Below are 18,250 nucleotides of genomic sequence, written 5' to 3'. Positions count from 1 at the left end.
TGGGGTGCCCGGGGCGGTGCCGGCACGACAGTACCGGCAGTCACGATCCGACTGCGGCGGGTGAGCGGAACCGTACGGGGCAATTGCGGACATTGCGGTCCGCGGTGCCGGGTTCTGCCATGAAATGCCATGTCTTGCTGTAGACGCGCCCGTGGCCTTGCGGGCCCCGTACGCGTTGTCCTGTTACGTGGAAGCCCCCGCACCCGTCCCCCACTCGATCGGGCGGCCCGGCTTCCGACCTGACGACAGGAGGTCCCCATGGCCACCCGAGCACCGCAGTACCGACGGCCGGCCGCCCTGCCGGCCGGCATCGCCCCGGCGCTGCTGCCGGAGGGGACGGACGGCGGCGTACGGTCGGCCGGCGGGGGCGGCACCGGCAGCGCCCGGGCCGCGGAGCAGGGCACGGCGGGCACCGCCGGCGGACCCGCGGCGACCGGCTACGACACCGTCACCGTCGCGGTGCGGCACGGCCTGGAGACCGTCGACATCCTCCGCCTGCGGGGAGCCTGCGGCGCCGTCCTGCAGAGCCGCGGCGGCTCCGCCGTCTCCTTCCTCGTCCCCGCCGGCACCGCCCGCAACTGGCACCTCCCCGGCAGCTCCTGTACGCCCGGCGCCGTCCTGCCGCCGCCCACCGACGCCCGCTGGGTGATGCCCCCGGCCGGCCCCCAGCCGCACGCCCGGCCCACCGACGCCTGGGTGCTCCGCTCCGCCCTCTGCGAAGCCGCCTGCACCCTCACCGCCGGCGGCCTCGGCCCCTTCTGACCCGGGCCGGACGCCCTCGCGGGGTCACCGATAAGGGGTCACCGATAATGAGGGCATGGGACGCAGCAACCGGGCCGGCCGAACGCGGGCGGAGACCCCGCCCGACACCACCGGCGCGGAGGGCCGCAGCCACCGCCAGGGTCCGCTGACCGCCCAGGTCGACTCCGGCACGGCCGAGCTGCTCCCGGACCGCGACCGCCCCCGCGCCTGGCAACTGCTGCTGGACGGCGCCCCGCAGTCGATGGTCGACCTCGCCGACCCCACCCACCTCGGCTTCGAGTACCAGCGCAGGATCGGTCACCTGATCGACCTCGCGGCCCCGCCCGGCCGCCCGATCACCGCCCTGCACCTGGGCGGCGGCGCGCTCACCCTGCCCCGGTACGTCGCCGCGACCCGCCCGCGCTCCCGCCAGCAGGTCGCCGAGATCGACACCGCACTCACCGAACTCGTCCGCGCCGAACTCCCGCTGGACCGCGGCTGGCAGATCAGGGTCCGCGGCGCCGACGCCCGCGCCGTCCTGGAACGGGCGCCCGAGGGCGCCGCAGACCTGGTGATCGCCGACGTCTTCTCCGGGGCCCGGGTGCCCGCGCACTGCGCCACCGTCGAGTTCGCCACCCTTGCGGCCAGGGCGCTCGCTCCCGGCGGGCGGCTGGTGGTCAACATCACCGACGGGTCGTCACTGGCCTTCGCCCGCGCCCAGACCGCGACCCTGCTCGCCGTCTTCCCCGAGGTGTGCCTGGTCGCGGACCCGGCGGTGCTGCGGGGCCGCCGCTTCGGCAACCTGATCCTGGCGGCGGGCGCAGCCCCGCTCCCGTTGGAGGAACTCGGCCGCCGGGTGGCCTCCGACGCCGCCCTGGGCCGGGTCGAACACGGCCGCGCCCTGACCGACTTCACCGCCGGCGCAGCCCCGGTCACGGACACCTCCGCCGTCCCGTCCCCGGCCCCGCCCCCGGGCGCCTTCCGCTAGGCATCGCTCCAGGGGTGGTCGATCCAGGTGCCGCACTCGCCCCCGTGGGCGCCCACGTGCCTTGCCGGCACGCCCCGGCAGCGGTGCGTCAGTGCCCGCTCGGGAGGCCGCGGTGCTTGTACATCGCCAGGCCGGTGAGCAGCAGTCCGGCGGCGATCGGGACGAGCACGGCCACCGCGTCGTCGGCCCGGGCTCGGACGGTCGGTGCGGCACCGAACGGGTCGGCCGCCGGCGCCGTCCCGTGCTCCGGGACGGGCCGTCCCGCGGCCGGACCGGGTACCCGGGCGGGTTCCTCGGCGGGCTGATCGGCCCGGATCGCCGGCACTGCTGCGGCGGGGGGCCACGGGACCGGCGCGGGAGCCCGGGCTGCGCTGCCGCCGTCCGTCCCGGGCTCCGCCGCCACAGCCTCGCCGGGGGCGGCCGGCGGGGGGCCGGAAACACCGCCGCCGTCCTCCCGCGGGCGCGGGGGGACGGCGGGGAGCAGGACCGCGGCGATCGCGAAGGCGTCAGGCACGGTCGCGGCCTGCCCGGGAAGCGGGAGGCCGTCGACCCTGATCCGGTCCCGGAGCACCTCCGCGACCGGCGCGGTCTGCTGGTGGACGGCGGGGACGGTGTCCCCGCCGAGTCGGTGGAGAAGGGCCGGAGCGTCGACCTGGTCGGTCAGGCCGGGCCCCGGCCCTTCGGCGGCGCGGGCGTCGCAGATTCCAAGCCCAAACCCCCACAGCTGGACGAGGATCGCGCTGCCTGCCGCCAGCTTCCCGGCCCGGTGCCGGCTGCCGGCCTGCTCGGGCCGCGGCCGTGCCGCGTGAATGGCTCGCACGTGAGAGGAGAACGAGCGAACCGGGCCGCAGTCACGCTCAGTGGTGACGCACCGTCATCACCGCTGCGGGATGCCGTGGTCCAGCCGGCCGGTGCGGATGGCCCGGGAGTACCAGTGGGCGCTGGTCTTGGGCGTGCGGACCAGCGTGTCGTAGTCGACGTGGACGATGCCGAACCGCTTCTCGTAGCCGTACGCCCACTCGAAGTTGTCGAGCAGCGACCACAGGAAGTAGCCGCGGACGTCGGCGCCGGCGGCGATCGCGTCGGAGACCGCGCCCAGGTGGCCCTTCACGTAGGCGGCCCGCTCCGGGTCGTGGACGCTGCCGTCGGGGGAGACGGTGTCGTCGAACGCGGCGCCGTTCTCGGTGACCATCAGCGGCAGGCCGAACTCGCGGTGCAGGGAGACCAACGAGTCGGACAGCCCGGTCGGGTCGATCGGCCAGTTCATCGCGGTGACCTCGCCGGGGGCGAGGTGGAAGGCGACCTCGTCGGCGCCCGGCCACGGGGAGAACGAGCTGTCGCCGTGCCCGTCGTGGCGGGGCAGGTTCTCGGCGTTCTCCACGGAGGAGACCAGCGTCGGGTTGTAGTAGTTCAGGCCGAGCAGGTCGATGGGCCGGGAGATCTCGTCCAGGTCGCCGGGCTGCACCAGGGCGTCCCAGTCGACCAGGTGGGCGGTGTCGGCGATGAGGTCCTCGTCGTAGCGGCCCTTGAACATCGGGCTGGTCCAGATCCGGTTGCCGACCGCCTCGATCCGGCGGGCCGCCTCCAGGTCGCCCGGGTGCGTGCTGTACGGCCGCACCGCGTGCAGGTTGAGCGAGACGGCCAACTGGGCGGAGGCGGGCAGCGCGGCGCGCAGCGCACCCACGGCCAGGCCGTGGCCCAGGTTGAGGTGGTGGGCGGCGCGCAGCGAGTCGCCCGGGTCGGTCCGGCCCGGCGCGTGGACGCCGGAGGCGTAGCCGAGGAAGGCGCTGCACCAGGGCTCGTTGAGCGTGGTCCAGGTGCCGACCCGGTCGCCGAGCGCCTCGGCGGCGAGCGAGGCGTACTCGGCGAAGCGGTACGCGGTCTCCCGGTGCGGCCAGCCGCCGGCGTCCTCCAACTCCTGCGGGAGGTCCCAGTGGTAGAGGGTGGCGACCGGGGTGATGCCGTTGGCCAGCAGCTCGTCGGTGAGGGCCCGGTAGAAGTCGAGGCCGCGCTCGACGGCGGGACCGCGCCCGGTGGGCTGGATGCGGGGCCAGGACAGCGAGAACCGGTAGGCGGTGAGGCCGAGGTCGGCCATCATCCGGACGTCCTCGCGGAACCGGTGGTAGTGGTCGACCGCGATGTCGCCGGTGTCGCCGTTGGCGACCTTGCCGGGGGTGTGGCTGAAGGTGTCCCAGATCGAGGGGGTGCGGCCGTCCTCGGCGGCTGCGCCCTCGATCTGGTAGGCGGCGGTGGCCGCACCCCAGGTGAACCCGGGCGGAAAGGCACCGGGTCGGTGCTCGGCCAGATCGGCCGTGGTGTGCGGATCGGTGACGGTCATACGGGAGCGCTCCCATGGGTGGGTGTGGACGGGACGGTCGACGGGTCAGCTCTTCACCGCGCCGGCCGTGATGCCGCCGACGATGTGCTTGCCCAGGACGGCGAAGATCAGCAGCAGGGGCAGGGTGCCCACGAGCGCGCCGGTCATGATCACCGCCTGGTTGATCTGGTGGTCGCTGCCGCCGCCGATGCCGGACAGCGCGACCTGCACCGTCGGGTTCTGCTGGGTCAGGACGACGAAGGGCCAGAAGAAGTCGTTCCAGGACTGCACGAACACCAGCATGCCCAGAACGGCCATCGCCGGACGCGCGATCGGCAGCACGACATGCCAGATGATGCGCAGGCTGTGCGCACCGTCCACCCGGGCGGCCTCGATGAGCTCGAGCGGCAGCGCCTCGCTGAGGAACTGGCGCATGAAGAACACGCCGAACGCGGCCACCAGGGAGGGCAGGATCACGGACTGGAGCTGGTTGCCCCACTCCAGGTCGGTGATGATCCGGTAGAGCGGGATCACGCTGAGCTGCGGCGGGATCGTCATGGTGGCGACGACCAGCGTGAGCAGGGCGTTCCGGCCGCGGAACTCCAGCTTGGCGAAGGCGAAGCCCGCGAGGGTGGAGAAGAGCACGGTGCTCAGCGAGACGCAGCCCGCGACGATGGTCGAGTTGAGCAGCGCCTTGCCCATGTCCGCCTGCTCCCAGGCGGTCTGGATGTTCGTCCAGAGCTGGTCGCCGGGCAGGAGCGGCGGCGGCGACAGCGCGACCCGGTCACCCGTGTGGCTGGCCGCGACGAAGGTCCAGTACAGCGGGAAGAGCGAGAGCACCGCGGCGATGCCGAGGACGACGTAGACGACCGGGCCGGCCTTGTCCTGGTCGCCGGCGCCGGGCCGGAACCGCTTGCGCAGCGGTGCGGTGGAGATGACGGCCATGGTTCAGCCTCCCAGCTTGGTGCGGTTGCGGCGGGCGATCAGCATCTGGACCAGGCCGATCAGCAGGAGGATCAGCAGCATCGTCCAGGCGACCGCCGACGCGCGGCCGAGCTGGCGGCTGGGCCAGCCGAGCTCGTACAGGTAGAGGCTCAGCGTCTGGAACTGGTGGGCCGAGCCGCCGCTGACGCCGACGCCGCCGCCGAACAGCATCGGCTCACCGAAGAGCTGGGTGGCGCCGATGGTCGACACGATGATCGTGAAGTAGATGGTGGGCTTGATCGACGGGATCGTGATCCTGGTGAACTGCTGCCAGCGGGTGGCGCCGTCGAGGCTCGCGGCCTCGTAGAGGTCCTTCGGCACGGCCTGCATGGCGGCCAGGTAGATCAGCGCGTTGTAGCCCGTCCAGCGCCAGGTCACGATGGTCGAGACGGCGATCTGCGACGGCCACGTGTCGGCGTACCACTGCGTGTGGTCGATGCCGACCATCCCGAGCAGCCAGTTGATCATGCCGTAGTCGGGGTTGAAGAGCTGGACGAACACCAGCGTCGCCGCGGCGATCGAGGTCGCGTACGGGGCCAGGACCGCGACCCGCAGGAAGCCGCGGCCGCGCATCCGGTAGTTGAGCATGTGCGCCAGGCCCAGGGCCATGAGCAGCTGCGGGACGGTCGAGATCACCCCGATGGTGAAGGTGTTCCGCAGGGCCGTCCAGAACTGCTCGGTCTCCCACAGCCGGGTGTAGTTGTCGAAGCCGCGCCACTCCGTGACGTCCGGGGTGAGCAGGTCCACCTTGTGCAGCGAGAGCCAGCCCGTCCAGATCAGCGGGAACAGGCCGAAGGCGGCGAAGCAGATGAAGAACGGTGCGATGTACGCGTACGGCGAGGCCTTCAGGTCCAGCCGGTAGAGCTTGGAGCGCCAGGCGGGGCGCCGGGGGGAGGCGGGGGACGGGTGATCGGGTGCCGTGGTCGGCGCCGAGCCGTCCTCGGCCGCGGCTCGGATGGAGGTGGCCACTGGGTTGTCCTTCCCGGGGGTGGCTGTCGGCTGTGGTGCGGTGCCGCCCGGCCGGGGTGCCCGGCCGGGCGGGAGCGGGCCGGCGGGGGTCAGGGCCCCGCCGGCCTCACCCTCGGGGTGATCAGCCCTCGACCTTGTCCTTGACGGTCTTGACGACGTTCTCCCAGGCCTTGGCAGGGTCGGTGCCGTGCTCCTCGATGTCGAGGATGCCGTTGTCGGTGATGATCGTCTTGACGTTGCCGTCGTTCTCACCGATCGCGGCGGGCTGGATGCCCTTCGCGGTGGAGGCGAAGATCTGGCCGGTCGGGGTCTCGCCGAAGTAGGGCAGCTTGGCGCTCTGCACGGCGGGCAGCTCCAGGCCGGCCGTGGTGGAGGGCAGGTTGCCGACCTTGGTGAAGACCTTGGCCTGCTGCTCCGGGGAGGTCAGCCACGCGGCGAGGGCGGCTGCCTCCTTCTGGTGCTTGCCGGCCTTCGGGACGCTCAGGAAGGCACCGCCCCAGTTGGAGGCGACCGGCGGGGCGGCGATGTCCCACTTGCCCTTGCCGGCGTCGCCGGAGTACTGGCTGATCAGGCCGGTCATCCAGGACGGGCAGACCACGGTGGCGAACTTGGCGTTCTGGAAGGCGGCGTTCCACGGGTCCTGGAACTGGCGCAGCTTGGCGCTGATGCCGGCCTTGGAAGCGGCGACGGCGGTGTCCCAGGCGGTCTTGACGCCGGTGCTCTTGTCGTAGATCAGCTTGCCGGAGTCGTCCGAGTACTGCTGGGTCTGCGCGGAGAGGACGGCGTTGAACAGGCCGCTCGCGGAGTCGGTGAAGAAGGTGCCGGCCGGCGCCTTGGCCTGGTACTGCTTGCCGGCGTCGACGAACTTCGACCAGTCGCCCGCCCACAGCTTGGCGACCTCGGCGCGGTCGGTCGGCAGACCGGCCTGCTGGAAGAGGTCCTTGCGGTAGCAGACCGCCATCGGGCCGATGTCGGTGCCGAGGCCGATGAGCTCGCCCTTGGCGGTGGTGGCCTGCTTCGACTTCCACGGCAGCCAGGCGTTCGCGTTCACGCCCTCGACCTTGCTCAGGTCGGTGAACTTGCTCGCCAGGGTGCCCGTGGCCTGCGCGATGTAGCCGACCTCGACGGCCTGGATGTCGGCCAGGCCGCTGCCCGAGGCGAGGTGGGTGGTCAGCGCGTCCCAGTACTTCTGGCCGTCCTGGGTGGTGTTGGCCTCGATCTTGATGTTCGGGTGGGCGGCCATGTACTCGTCGTAGAGGCCGGCCTCCTTGTAGCCGAAGGTGCCGAAGTCGCCGACGGTGAGGGTGATCTTCTCGCCCGTGGCCGAGGAGGCACCGTCCGACCCGCCGTCGCCGCTGCTGCCGCACGCGGTCAGCAGCAGGGCGGAGGAGGCGAGGACGGCGGTGGCCAGGACGGCTGCTCTGCGGGGGCGGGAAGTGGTGCGCATGGCGTTCTCCTTGTTCCGGGTGGGGCATCGGGTGGTGCTGCGCGGTGGGTGGTGCGGTCGTGCGGTCGTGCCGTGGTGCGGTGCGGCTTCGGAAGGTGGTGCCGGGATCTGCTGCCGGGGTGTTGCTCGGGTGTTTCGGGTGTCCCGGGTGTTACCGGGGGTGTACGGGCGGCGCGGCTGTGCCGACCGTGGGGGAACGGCCCCGGCGTCGGCGGGCGGTGCCCGTCGGACCTCGGTCGAGGCGCTGTTGCCGGGGGCGATTCGCCACTAGAGTGTGGGAGCGCTCCCACAGCGCATGCCGGAAGGTTCCTTCGTCGCGGCCCCGGGTGTCAAGGGCTGACGTCGTATCCGTTGCCGGAGCGTGTCCTGGGAGTCGCGAAACGGTGTCCTGGGGACACCGGTCTCCGGCCCGCGCGGACATCCGCGTACGGTCGGAACGGGGCCCCGTCGGGCCGGAAGGACCGTTCGGTCGGCCGGGTCGCGGGGTGCGCAGCGTCCTGTGGCTTCCCCGGCGGCCGAAACCGGCCACAATGAGCAGCAATCGGCCCGCGAGGCGCCATGAGGATCTCCAAGAGGTGAGCGATGAGCCAGACCGCACAGCCCCCCGCAGGGCCCGTGGGCGGCGCCGGGGCGGGCGGCAGGAGCTCCGCGCGCCCCACGCTGGAAGAGGTCGCCGCCCTGGCCGGCGTCGGGCGCGGCACGGTGTCCCGGGTGATCAACGGCTCGCCCCGGGTGAGCGACAAGGCGCGGGAGGCCGTGCAGGCCGCCATCGCCGAACTCGGCTACGTCCCCAACCGGGCCGCCCGCACCCTGGTCACCTCGCGCACCGACTCGGTCGCCCTGGTGGTGCCCGAGGCGGAGACCCGGTTGTTCTCCGAGCCGTACTTCTCCGACATCATCAGCGGCGTCTCCGCGGAGCTCGCCGAGACCGACATGCAACTGCTGCTGATCCTGGTCCGCAACCAGCGCGAGCGGGAACGACTTTCGGCCTATCTGACGGCCCAGCGGGTGGACGGCGTACTCCTCGTCTCCGTGCACCAGGACGACCCGCTGCCGAGCATCCTGGAGAGCCTGGAGATCCCCTCCGTGCTCGCCGGACGCCGCGGCGACCTCGAACCGCTGAGCTACGTCCACGCCGACAACGCGGGCGGCGCCAGGATGGCCGTGCGGCACCTGCTGCGCCGGGGCTGCCGCGAAGTGGCCACCATCACCGGGCCGCTCGACATGGAGGTGGCCCAGGCGCGCCTCGGCGGATACCGCCGGGCCCTGGAGGAGGCCGGCCGGACGTACGACGAGGAACTCGTCGGGCTCGCCGACTTCACCGAGGAGGGCGGCCGGCTGGCGATGCGTGAGCTGCTGGAGCGTCGGCCCGACCTGGACGGGGTGTTCTGCGCGTCCGACGTGATGGCCGCCGGTGCGATGCAGGTGCTGCGGGCGGCCGGGCGGCGCGTGCCCGACCAGGTCGCGGTGATCGGCTTCGACGACTCGATCGTGGCCCGGCACACGGACCCGCCGATGACCAGCGTCCGCCAGCCCATCGAGGAGATGGGGCGGACGATGGCCCGGCTGCTGCTCGACGAGATCACCGAACGGGGGCGGGCGCGGCGACAGGTGGTGCTGGCCACCGAGCTGGTGGTGCGCGACTCGGCCTGACGGCGGGGGGCGCTGCTCCGGGGCCGGGCGGCGGGGTGTGGGGGCGGGTGGCTCCGGCCGTCCGGGGGGGGGCACCCGGGCCCGCGGGCCGAGTGGGGGAGCGGCCGCCGGACGGCCGGAGCGGGCCCCGCAGTTGGGGCCGGGTGCGGCCCCGCGGCTGCGGGGCCGGCGGTGGTGCCGCTGCTCAGGAGTTGGGACGCAGCGTCCAGGTGATGGTCATCACACCGGTGACCGCGCCGTCGGCGCGGGTGATCTCAACGGTGACCGGGAACTCGGGGCGCTCGCCCTTGTCCAGCTCGGCGACGACCTCCTCGACGGTGCGGCCCAGCGTGGCCGTGGCCGTCACCTCGCCCATCGCCAGCTTCTTGTAGCCGATCTCGGCCTTCACCGCGAGCGGCACGGCGCGCGAGAGCTGGTCGCTGAAGGCGGCCAGCACGATGCAGCCGCTCGCCGACTCGGCCAGCGTGAACATCGCGCCCGCGTGCGGTCCGGCGAGGTGGTTGTGGAACTCCGGCTGGTCCGGCAGCCGCAGCACGGCCCGCTCGGGGCTCGTCTCCAGGTACTCCAGCTTGAGGGTGCGGGCCATGGGGACGGTGGAGTCGAGCAGCTGCCCGATCGAGGGTGTGGTCATGACCCTCATGTTACTTATCGGTAGCTTCGCTGGGGAGGGGTGGGCCGGAGAGGCGCGGCCTGCAGGGGCGGGCGGGGGAATGCAGAAACGCCGTAGGGCCCGATCTCGTGAAGAGATCGGGCCCTACGGGCTGTTGGGGTGAGTGACGGGACTCGAACCCGCGACCACCTGGACCACAACCAGGTGCTCTACCAACTGAGCTACACCCACCATCTGTCCGGGGCGTTCCCGCTCCGACAGGAAGAACTCTACAGGATGCGAGAGGGTGCTCGCGCCAGGGTTTCGACCCGGGGCCCGCGCTGATGCTGTGGTGGGAGCAGGTGCGGGGCCGGGCGGCGCGGTGCGGGACGTTCGGGCGCGGCGGACGTGCGGGGCCACGGGCGAGGCGTGCGCGGGCGAGGCGTCCACGGGCACGGGCCGGGTGGCCGGCGGCAGGACAGTCGGTCGGCCGCGGGCCGCCCGGCCCGTGTGCCGGGCGTCGCGGGTCGAGCCGCCGGGTCAGTCGGTCGGCCGCTGGTACTTGGCCGCGATCTCCCGGGCCGCGTCCCCGTCCGGGCCGGGCTGCGGGACGAACACCGCCTCGCGGTAGTACTGGAGTTCGGCGATGCTCTCGCGGATGTCCGCCAGCGCGCGGTGGCTGCCGCCCTTCTGCGGGCTGTTGTAGTACGCCCGCGGGTACCAGCGCCGGGCCAGCTCCTTGATCGAGGACACGTCCACGATCCGGTAGTGCAGGTGGCTCTCCAGGGCGGGCATGTCGCGGGAGAGGAAGCCGCGGTCCGTCGCCACGGAGTTGCCGCACAGCGGGGTCTTGCCGGCCTCCGGGACGTGCTCCCGGATGTAACCCAGCACCAGCTGCTCGGCCTCCGCGAGGGTCACACCGTCCGCCAGCTCGTCGAGCAGCCCGGACGCCGTGTGCATCGCGCGCACGACGTCGGGCATGCCCTCCAGCGCCTCCGCGGGCGGACGGATCACCACGTCCACGCCCTCGCCGAGGACGTTCAGCTCGGAGTCGGTCACCAGCACCGCGACCTCGATCAGGGCGTCCCTGTCGAGGTCGAGGCCGGTCATCTCACAGTCGATCCACACCAGACGGTCATTCACGCCACTCACCCTACGGCGCGATCACGCGAGGCGGACAGCGGCCGGGCCGCCCGGCCGCGTGGCGTCGCACCGGCCGGGGCCCCCGCGGCACCGCCGCCGTCCGCAGCCGGATCGGAGGCCCGCTCGGCGGTGCGCTCGGCCGGTTGTCCGCCGCTCCGGTCGGACGGCGGGGTCGGGTGAGCGGCCCCCCGCGGTGCCGTGTGGTCGGCACGGTGGCCCTGACCCTGACCGCGCGCGCTGGGCTGGTCGTAGCCGTTCTCGTCGGCGACGGCGTGCTCCAGGCGGTCGGCGCCGCGGCCGTCCGTCCGGTCCCCGGCCCGGTCGGCCGTCGACCGCTCCGCGGTGCGTGGCGGGGTCTGGCCGGTGGGCCGCTCGGGCACCGGAGGCCGCGGACGCCGACCGGTCGCCGGCCCCGGCTGCGGGGGCACCAGCAGGCCGGGCCTGCGGCGCGAACCGCCCGCCGTTGCCGTACCGCCGTTGCCGGCGGTGCCGTTCGGCCGGTCGCCGGCGGGTCCGCCCTGATGGACCGCCTGGCTGCCGGGCCCGCCGAGGCCGCCCACGGTCGCCTGGCCCGGCTGGCCCGACTGCGGTGCACCGCCGTGGCCGGCCTGCCCGGGGTGCCCCGGGTGACCGGTGGCGCCGGGGCCGCCGAAGCGGTCGCCCGGGCCGCCCTGCGGCGGCACCGAGACCGCACCGGCCGTGCCGATCGGAGCCGCGGCCGGCGCCGGACGCCGCGCGCGGTAGCTCGTCCGGTACGCCGCCGGGGAGACCCCGAGCTGCCGACGGAAGTGCCCGCGCAGCGCCACCGGGGAACGGAAGCCGCAGCGCCGGGCGACATCGTCCACCGACAGGTCCGAGGTTTCCAGCAGCCGCTGCGCCTGCAGCACCCGCTGGGTGATCAGCCACTGCAGCGGGGCGCTGCCGGTGAGCGTCCGGAACCGCCGGTCGAAGGTGCGCCGGCTCATGTAGGCACGCGCCGCCAGCACCTCGACGTCGAACTGCTGGTTGAGGTTCTCCAGCGCCCAGGTGACCACCTCGGCGAGCGGGTCGTTGCCGATCTCCTCGGGTAAAGACTGGTCGATGTACTGGGCCTGTCCTCCGCCGCCCCGCCGGTTCGGCACCACCAGGCGGCGGGCCAGTGCGTTCGCCGCCTCGGCGCCGTGGTCGCTGCGCACCACGTGCAGGCACAGGTCGATGCCGGCCGCGGTGCCGGCCGAGGTGAGCACGTCGCCGTCGTCCACGAACAGCTCGCGAGGGTCGACGTGGACCCGCGGGTACCGCTTCGCCAGCGTCGGCGCGTACATCCAGTGCGTGGTCGCCGGGCGGCCGTCCAGCAGCCCGGCCGCGGCCAGCACGAAGGCCCCCGTGCACAGCCCGATGATGCGGGCCCCCTCGTGGTGCGCCTTGCGCAGGGCGGCGATCGCCTCCACCGGCGGCGGCTGGGAGATCGACCGCCAGGCCGGGACGACGATGGTGCCGGCCCGGGACAGCGCCTCCAGCCCGTACGGAGCGGTCAGCGTCAGCCCGCCGGTGGTGGCCAGCGGGCCCTCCTCGCCGGCGCAGACCAGCAGGCGGTAGCGGGGCACGCCGGCGTCCTGCCGGTCCACCCCGAACACCGAGAGCGGGATCGAGCTCTCGAAGATCGGCGCCCCGCCGAAGATCAGGACGGCGACCGTCTCGCGCCGGCGCCGGCCCGAGAGCTTGCGGGCCGGCGCGGGGTGCAGGGCGGAGAGCACCGCGGGAGAACCGTGGCCGGCGGGCCCACCCCCGGGCCCGCCGGCGGCGGACATCGCGGCGGCGGACATCGCCGAGGGGGACATCGTCGAGGGGGACAGCGGAGCGCCGGATGCCGCTGCTCCGGTGTGGTGCGGCTGGTGCGAGGCGGTGTGGCCGCCGCCCGGCCCTGCGTGACCGGTCGTCAGGAAGCCGTTGCTGCCGCCCGTGCCGTGCCGCCCGTGCCGTGCTGGACGGCACCGTGCTGGACGGCACCGTGCGGGCCGGTGCCGTGCGGGTTCGAGCTTCCCGGGGAGGCGTTGCCGGCGGCGGAACCGCCGTGGGCCGGTGCGCCGGGCAGCGGCGAGCCGGTGAGGGGGGAGGACGCGCGTGCGGGGGCGGCTGCGCGGGGTGCCGACCCGTCAGCTCTGGCGGGACGGCCCGGGAGGCCGGTCGGCGGCTGGCCGCCGTCAGGACCCGCGTCGCTCCTGCTCACCCTGCTCAAGGCGTTCCAGCCCCCTCGGTGGTGTGGTGTGGTGGTTCGGCACTGCCCGCCAAGATCGAATCTACTGGGTGGACCGTTGCTGTTGTGACAAGTTCACCATCCGACGCTATGTCGACATGGCAATTTGGCGTGATGCATTCGATCACGAAGCGTGGCACCCGTCGACCCCTCTGGGAAGGGGGCGGGCGCAAGCCTGGCTGGTTGTCGCACGACCCGTCCCGGATGCGTGATGAACCGTCACCCTTGTGGGCGGCTCTGGGCTGCGGCTTTGGCCAACGGTGGGGGACCGTCACGAGATTGACCGAAAACAGGCGGTACGAAACGGGGCGCACGGGACGCACGTGTGCGCCGGTGCGAGCCCTTCTGCGCAGGGCCGTACCGGCCCCGACGGCTGTGACGGCCGGCGACTAGGGTCCCCTCATGGACACCCGCAGCCGGCTCGAACTGGCCAACGACAACGCCGCCGCCTTCTGGTTGGCCCAAGCACGGTCGCACGGTTGGGAGTTCGTTCGCACGCCGCACTTCACCGCGGTCCGCTGCGACGGGGACGCCGAGGCGCACCGGGTGGTGGTCACCCGCCCCTACGGCGAACCCGAGTCCATGGTGGAGGAGTTGGTGGCGGTCCTCCGCGACTGGCGCACCGCCAGGCTCTGCCTCGAGGACCCGTACGCGCGCCTCGACCTCCGCCGCCACGGCTGCGAGGCCTCGCTCGGGCAGGCGGTGATGGCCCGCGAGCCGGACGGCGGGGCCCGGGTGGGTGCGGCGGGCACGGGTGCCGGCGGCGCTGGTGCGGCAGGCGTTGGTGCCGCAGATGCGGGTGCGGCTGGTACGACGGGCGGGCCACAGCTGCTGCAGGGCGGCACGGCTGTGTTGGAGACGTCCCGGCGGTGGCGCGACCGGCCGACGGGGCGGCTGACGGTCGGCGAGGCCCTGGACGCGGACGATCTCGCCGAGGTGGAGCGCACGGTGATCGACGGGTTCCCGATGCCCGCCAGGCTGCCCCATGTCCGCGGAAGCATGCTGCCGCCCGGCCTGCTGCAGACCGACGGCTACCGCGCGTGGCTCGCTCGGCTGGACGGCCGCCCCGCCGGTGCCTGCATCAGCTACGACGACGGCACGGCGGTCGGCATCTACTCCGTGGCGACCCTGCCCGAACACCGCTCCCGCGGCGTCGGCCGTGCGGTGGTGGCGGCGGCCCTCGCCGCCCACCCCGACCGGGTCGCCACGCTGGTGGCCACGCTCCTGGGCGAGCCCCTCTACCGCCGGCTCGGCTTCACCGAGTACGGCGTCTCGCGCTGGTGGCGCTACCCGGCGACGCCGTCGTCGATGACGGTGTAGCCGGCCGCGGCGCCTCGCAGGGCTGCCGCGGGCGGCGCAACGAACCTCGTCCTGCCGATCTCGGCAGTGACAGCCGACCGGGAGCCCGTCTGGAGGGAACCCGTCGGCAGGGCGCCGGCCTGTACGACGCCGGGCTGCCGGAGTGCCGGTCCGGAGGTGGGCGAGAGCTGGGCGGCCGGGGCGACTGCGGCCACCGAGGCGGCTCTCGCGGCGGCCGCCGGCCTGACCGGCACGACCTCCATCGGCAGTTGCTGCGCCGCACCGGAGGCGGCGGCCTCGGCGGTCGCACGGGGGAGTCCTGCTCCGACGCCCGGCAGTCGGGCCGCCCGGTGCTCGGCGGCCGCCCGGCGGGCCGATGCCTGCTGCGCCACGGCGCGGCGGACGGCTCCGCGGTGCACGGTGGCGGCCGTCGGTGCATTCCGGGCGCTGAGGACGAGCCCGACCGCCTCCGGCAGCCCGGCCGCGCTCAGCGTCGGACGGTAGCCCTGCTCGGCCCACGGGCGGCCCAGGTGCAGCCAGACGCTGCGCAGCCCGGCGACCTCGGCCCCGGCGATGTCGGCCGGACCGTGGTCGCCCACCATCCATGTGCTGTTCTCCCACCCGGGGGTGAGCGGTACCCCGCAGCGGCGGGCGCCGATCTCGAAGATCATGGGGTCCGGCTTCACGCAGCGGGCCTCCTCCGAGATCACCCAGCCGTCGACCAGCGCCCCGAGGCCGGTCCGCCGGATCTTCTCCAGCTGCGGCTTGGTACCGCCGTTGCTGACGATGCCCAGCGTCCAGCCGGAGGCACGCGCCGCGTGCAGGGCGTCGATGTGGGTGTCCGGGCAGTGGATGTGGGTGTTGATGCCGCGGCGGTAGTGCGCCAGCAGCAGGTCCATGGAGTGGTCGAGGCCGTAGCGGCGCTTCGCGGCGCCGAGTACGGTGCTGCGCGGCACGTAGCCGCTGCCGTCGATCGTGGTGAACCAATCGATGTCGCCGGCGGGCAGACGGTGTTCGGCCAGGAAGTCCTGGGCCCAGGCTCGGTAGGCGGCGTCCCTGGGCAGCAGGGTGTTGTCGAGGTCGAACAGGAGCAGCGGCATGTCGAAGATGCTGCCAGTGCTCGCGCGTATGCATGTGGCAATTGCCAATCACGGTCCGCCCACAGAGTGAAATGGCCGAATCCGGACGGTGACCGTCCCGTAGCCGATCGCAACGCCCGGTGCGGGTGGGATTGGGTGTGTGCGTGGGGTGGTCGTGGCCCCCTGTGCTTCAGTGGTGGGTGGGCTGGTCGGGGCGCTTGGGGCGGATGCGATACCCGGGGCTCCGGAGGCGGGCCGGTGCCCGTGCGCGGCGCCCGGGCGGAGGCCCGATGTACCTGTGGATGACGGTCGGATCACGTTGTGTGGTCGGCCTGTTGCGCAGTCGGGGGGTTGTCGGTCAAGCTTCCGGGAACCTCCGTGCCCGGTGGCCGCCGGCCACTGTTCACGGGGGCGCGTACAGCACGGTGTGCGCGGTCCTTTCGCAGGAATCCTTGTCGTATCAGGACTCGACTGCTGGGCCGCCTTCCGTGCTCGTCGTACTCTGAGAGGAACAGGTCGCGTTCAGTGGTGCTCGGCGGAGAGCGGCTCGGTGCCGTGGGTGGACCTGCTGCCCCGGCAGCGCTGTCGCGCCCTGTCGGCCCGTTTTCTCCGAATTGCTGTGAGCGATGGCTGGTTTTGAGCCTCCCGTGCCCGCTGGTGCGGATGCCGCCGGGGGCGGTGTGTTGCCGGCCGGTGGCGGGCCCGTCGGTGGCCGCTCGCACGCCCGCCGCGCTGCCCTCGCTGCGGCGCGCCACGCAGCCCTCCGCGCCTGGCCGTTGTCGGCCCGCCGCCGTACCGAGCAGGACGGTGTCCGCACGACCGCGCAGGCACCCGGCGGCGAGCGGCGTGGCGGTGAGCGGCGTGGCGGCGAGCAGCGGCCCGAGAGTGCCGCTGGCAGCGGGCGAGGGGGTGACGCGGTGACCGACGGCCAGGGCCCCATGACGGGCCGGACCGAGGGCGACGGCGAGCCCATGCTGAAGGAGCAGGCGGCGCGTCCCTGCGATCCGGTGTTCCAGCACGGTGTGGTGGTGGGCTTCGACGGCTCACTCTCCAGCGAGCGCGCGCTGGCCTACGCCGTCGGCATGGCACGCAGGTCGCAGTGCGGCCTGGTGATCGTGCACGTGGCGAACCGGCTGCCCGCCACGGTCTGGGCCGGGTGCGAGCCCCCGGTCTTCGTCGACCTTCCCGACCACCGCACGGAGATCCTCGGCCTGGAGCTGGCCTGCGCGGACTTCCTGGCCGGCGTGCCGTGGATCCTCGTCGAGCGGGGCGGCGACATCTGCCACGAGATCGAGGAGGTCGGCCGCGAGTACGCCGCCGACGCGATCGTCGTGGGCAGCACCCGCGGCCTGCTCGGCAAGGTCTTCGGGTCGGTGTCCGGGCGGCTGGCGCGGCGCGCCAACCGCCCGGTGATCGTCATTCCCTGACGGCAGGTCATGCCCCCGTGGCGGGCTGCCACGGATCGCCGTACGGCGACCGCACGCCGTGGTCGCGACGCGGCCGCATGCGGGTCGTACGGGCGGCCGTGCCGCCCCCTGACGGGCTGCCAGGGGAGTCGGCGGACGTGCTGCTGTCAGGGAGCCGACCGGGGCGTCCTCAGGAGGTCACACCGAGCTCTCGCGCGATGAGCATCCGCTGGACCTCCGAGGTGCCCTCACCGATTTCGAGGATCTTGCAGTCGCGCCAGAACCGGGCGACCGGGAACTCGTTCATGAAGCCGTACCCGCCGTGGATCTGGGTCGCCTCGCGTGCGTTGTCCACGGCGGCCTCCGATGCGTACAGCTTCGCGATCGCAGCCTCCTTCTTGAACGGTTCGGAGTGCAGCAGCCGGGAGGCGGCGTCCCGCCAGGCCAGGCGGGCGGTGTGGGCGCGCATCTCCATGTCGGCGAGCTTGAACTGGATGACCTGATTGGCACCGATCGGCCGCCCGAAGGCGCGCCGCTGACCGGCGTAGGCGACGGACTGGTCCACGCATCCCTGGGCCAGGCCGGTGGCCAGGGCGGCGATGGCGATGCGCCCCTCGTCGAGGATGCGCAGGAACTGGGCGTACCCGCGGCCGCGGGCACCCAGCAGGTTGGCCGCGGGGACGCGGCAGTCGGTGAAGGACAGTTCGCGGGTGTCGGAGGCGTTCCACCCGACCTTGGAGTACTTCTTGGAGACCTGGAACCCGGGTGTCCCGGTCGGCACGATGATGGAGGAGATTTCCCGGGTTGGCGAGAGGGTCGAGCCGCCTTCACTCGAACGAGTGGACGGTTCGGTCAGGGCGGTCACCGTGACCAGACCCGTGATGTCGGTGCCCGAGTTGGTGATGAAGCACTTGGTGCCGTTGATGACCCACTCGTCGGTCGCCTCGTCGTACCGCGCCGTGGTCCGGGTGGCGCCGGCGTCGGAACCGCCCTCGGGCTCGGTCAGGCCGAACGCGCCGAGCATCTCGCCCGAGGTCAGCCGGGGCAGCCAGGTGCGCTTCTGCTCCTCGGTGCCGAAGCGGTAGACGGGCATCGCGCCCAGCGAGACGGCCGCCTCCAGGGTGATCGCCACCGAGGAGTCGACCCGCGCCAGCTCCTCCAGGGCGATGCAGAGCGCGAAGTAGTCGCCGCCCATGCCGCCGTACTCCTCGGGGAACGGCAGGCCGAACAGGCCCATCTCGCCCATCTCGCGGACGATCTCGTACGGGAACTCGTTCTGCTCGTAGAACTCGCCGATCTTGGGTGCGACCCGGTCGTTCGCGAATTCCGCGACGGTCCGTCGCAGCTCTTCGTACTCGGTGCTCAGCCGGTGGTCGAGCATGGTGATCCTCCTGGATCG

The 18,250-nt window shown here is 73.3% G+C and carries 14 protein-coding genes, 1 tRNA gene and 1 pseudogene; 5 read left to right on the top strand and 11 right to left on the bottom strand.

Annotation, left to right across the window (positions count from 1 at the left end; genetic code table 11):
- Positions 1-258 precede the first annotated feature (258 nt).
- Both AB0M03_RS02260 and AB0M03_RS02255 read left to right on the top strand, forming a co-directional pair.
- On the top strand, positions 259-762 hold the full coding sequence (locus AB0M03_RS02260; RefSeq protein WP_363487456.1) for a hypothetical protein: 504 nt from the start codon (positions 259-261) through the stop codon (positions 760-762).
- Between the two features lie 55 nt (positions 763-817).
- Complete coding sequence (locus AB0M03_RS02255; RefSeq protein WP_363487454.1) at positions 818-1,729, top strand: fused MFS/spermidine synthase; 912 nt, start codon at positions 818-820, stop codon at positions 1,727-1,729.
- Between the two features lie 88 nt (positions 1,730-1,817).
- Here AB0M03_RS02255 and AB0M03_RS02250 read toward each other — a convergent pair whose 3' ends face one another.
- From AB0M03_RS02250 to AB0M03_RS02230, 5 genes are all read right to left on the bottom strand, one after another.
- Positions 1,818-2,549, bottom strand: a complete 732-nt coding sequence (locus AB0M03_RS02250) for a hypothetical protein (RefSeq protein WP_363487452.1) — start codon at positions 2,547-2,549, stop codon at positions 1,818-1,820.
- A gap of 57 nt (positions 2,550-2,606) precedes the next feature.
- The gene (locus AB0M03_RS02245) at positions 2,607-4,067 is read right to left on the bottom strand and encodes a GH1 family beta-glucosidase (protein ID WP_363487450.1); all 1,461 of its coding nucleotides are present in this window, start codon (positions 4,065-4,067) and stop codon (positions 2,607-2,609) included.
- A 45-nt stretch (positions 4,068-4,112) separates the two neighbouring features.
- Positions 4,113-4,991, bottom strand: coding sequence for a carbohydrate ABC transporter permease (locus AB0M03_RS02240; protein WP_363487448.1), 879 nt, complete (start codon positions 4,989-4,991; stop codon positions 4,113-4,115).
- 3 nt (positions 4,992-4,994) lie between these two features.
- Positions 4,995-5,999 carry a sugar ABC transporter permease gene (locus AB0M03_RS02235; protein ID WP_363487446.1) on the bottom strand — a complete coding sequence of 335 codons (1,005 nt, stop codon included), beginning with the start codon at positions 5,997-5,999 and terminating at the stop codon, positions 4,995-4,997.
- 121 nt (positions 6,000-6,120) lie between these two features.
- Positions 6,121-7,446 (bottom strand): extracellular solute-binding protein, encoded by a 1,326-nt coding sequence (locus tag AB0M03_RS02230; protein WP_363487444.1) that lies wholly within the window; start codon positions 7,444-7,446, stop codon positions 6,121-6,123.
- 582 nt (positions 7,447-8,028) lie between these two features.
- Between AB0M03_RS02230 and AB0M03_RS02225 the strand changes: the two genes are divergently transcribed.
- On the top strand, positions 8,029-9,099 hold the full coding sequence (locus AB0M03_RS02225; RefSeq protein WP_363487442.1) for a LacI family DNA-binding transcriptional regulator: 1,071 nt from the start codon (positions 8,029-8,031) through the stop codon (positions 9,097-9,099).
- Positions 9,100-9,283: 184 nt separating this feature from the next.
- Here the strand turns inward: AB0M03_RS02225 and AB0M03_RS02220 are convergent, their stop codons facing one another.
- The 4 genes and pseudogenes from AB0M03_RS02220 to AB0M03_RS02205 all read right to left on the bottom strand — a co-directional run.
- Positions 9,284-9,730 (bottom strand): DUF4442 domain-containing protein, encoded by a 447-nt coding sequence (locus AB0M03_RS02220; protein ID WP_363487440.1) that lies wholly within the window; start codon positions 9,728-9,730, stop codon positions 9,284-9,286.
- 134 nt (positions 9,731-9,864) lie between these two features.
- Positions 9,865-9,940 (bottom strand) — tRNA-His (locus AB0M03_RS02215).
- 288 nt (positions 9,941-10,228) lie between these two features.
- Complete coding sequence (gene orn / locus AB0M03_RS02210) at positions 10,229-10,831, bottom strand: oligoribonuclease (protein ID WP_363487437.1); 603 nt, start codon at positions 10,829-10,831, stop codon at positions 10,229-10,231.
- A 725-nt stretch (positions 10,832-11,556) separates the two neighbouring features.
- Positions 11,557-12,651, bottom strand: a pseudogene (locus tag AB0M03_RS02205) (helix-turn-helix domain-containing protein); the annotation flags it as partial.
- Between the two features lie 818 nt (positions 12,652-13,469).
- Here AB0M03_RS02205 and AB0M03_RS02200 point away from each other — a divergent pair.
- Entirely contained in the window at positions 13,470-14,387 is a 918-nt protein-coding gene (locus AB0M03_RS02200) for a GNAT family N-acetyltransferase (RefSeq protein ID WP_363487435.1), read from the top strand.
- Here the strand turns inward: AB0M03_RS02200 and AB0M03_RS02195 are convergent.
- Positions 14,354-15,466 (bottom strand): HAD family hydrolase, encoded by a 1,113-nt coding sequence (locus tag AB0M03_RS02195; protein WP_363487433.1) that lies wholly within the window; start codon positions 15,464-15,466, stop codon positions 14,354-14,356. The two genes, AB0M03_RS02200 and AB0M03_RS02195, sit on opposite strands and share 34 nt — an antisense overlap.
- A 917-nt stretch (positions 15,467-16,383) precedes the next feature.
- Between AB0M03_RS02195 and AB0M03_RS02190 the strand changes: the two genes are divergently transcribed.
- On the top strand, positions 16,384-16,872 hold the full coding sequence (locus tag AB0M03_RS02190; protein WP_363487751.1) for a universal stress protein: 489 nt from the start codon (positions 16,384-16,386) through the stop codon (positions 16,870-16,872).
- Between the two features lie 169 nt (positions 16,873-17,041).
- On the opposite strand, the gene AB0M03_RS02185 is transcribed toward AB0M03_RS02190, so the two are convergent.
- On the bottom strand, positions 17,042-18,232 hold the full coding sequence (locus AB0M03_RS02185; protein ID WP_363487431.1) for an acyl-CoA dehydrogenase family protein: 1,191 nt from the start codon (positions 18,230-18,232) through the stop codon (positions 17,042-17,044).
- Positions 18,233-18,250 lie beyond the last annotated feature (18 nt).

This window comes from Kitasatospora sp. NPDC051914, from assembly GCF_040680995.1.
GTDB lineage: Bacteria > Actinomycetota > Actinomycetes > Streptomycetales > Streptomycetaceae > Kitasatospora.
This window is presented reverse-complemented; position numbering and strand designations above follow the sequence as displayed.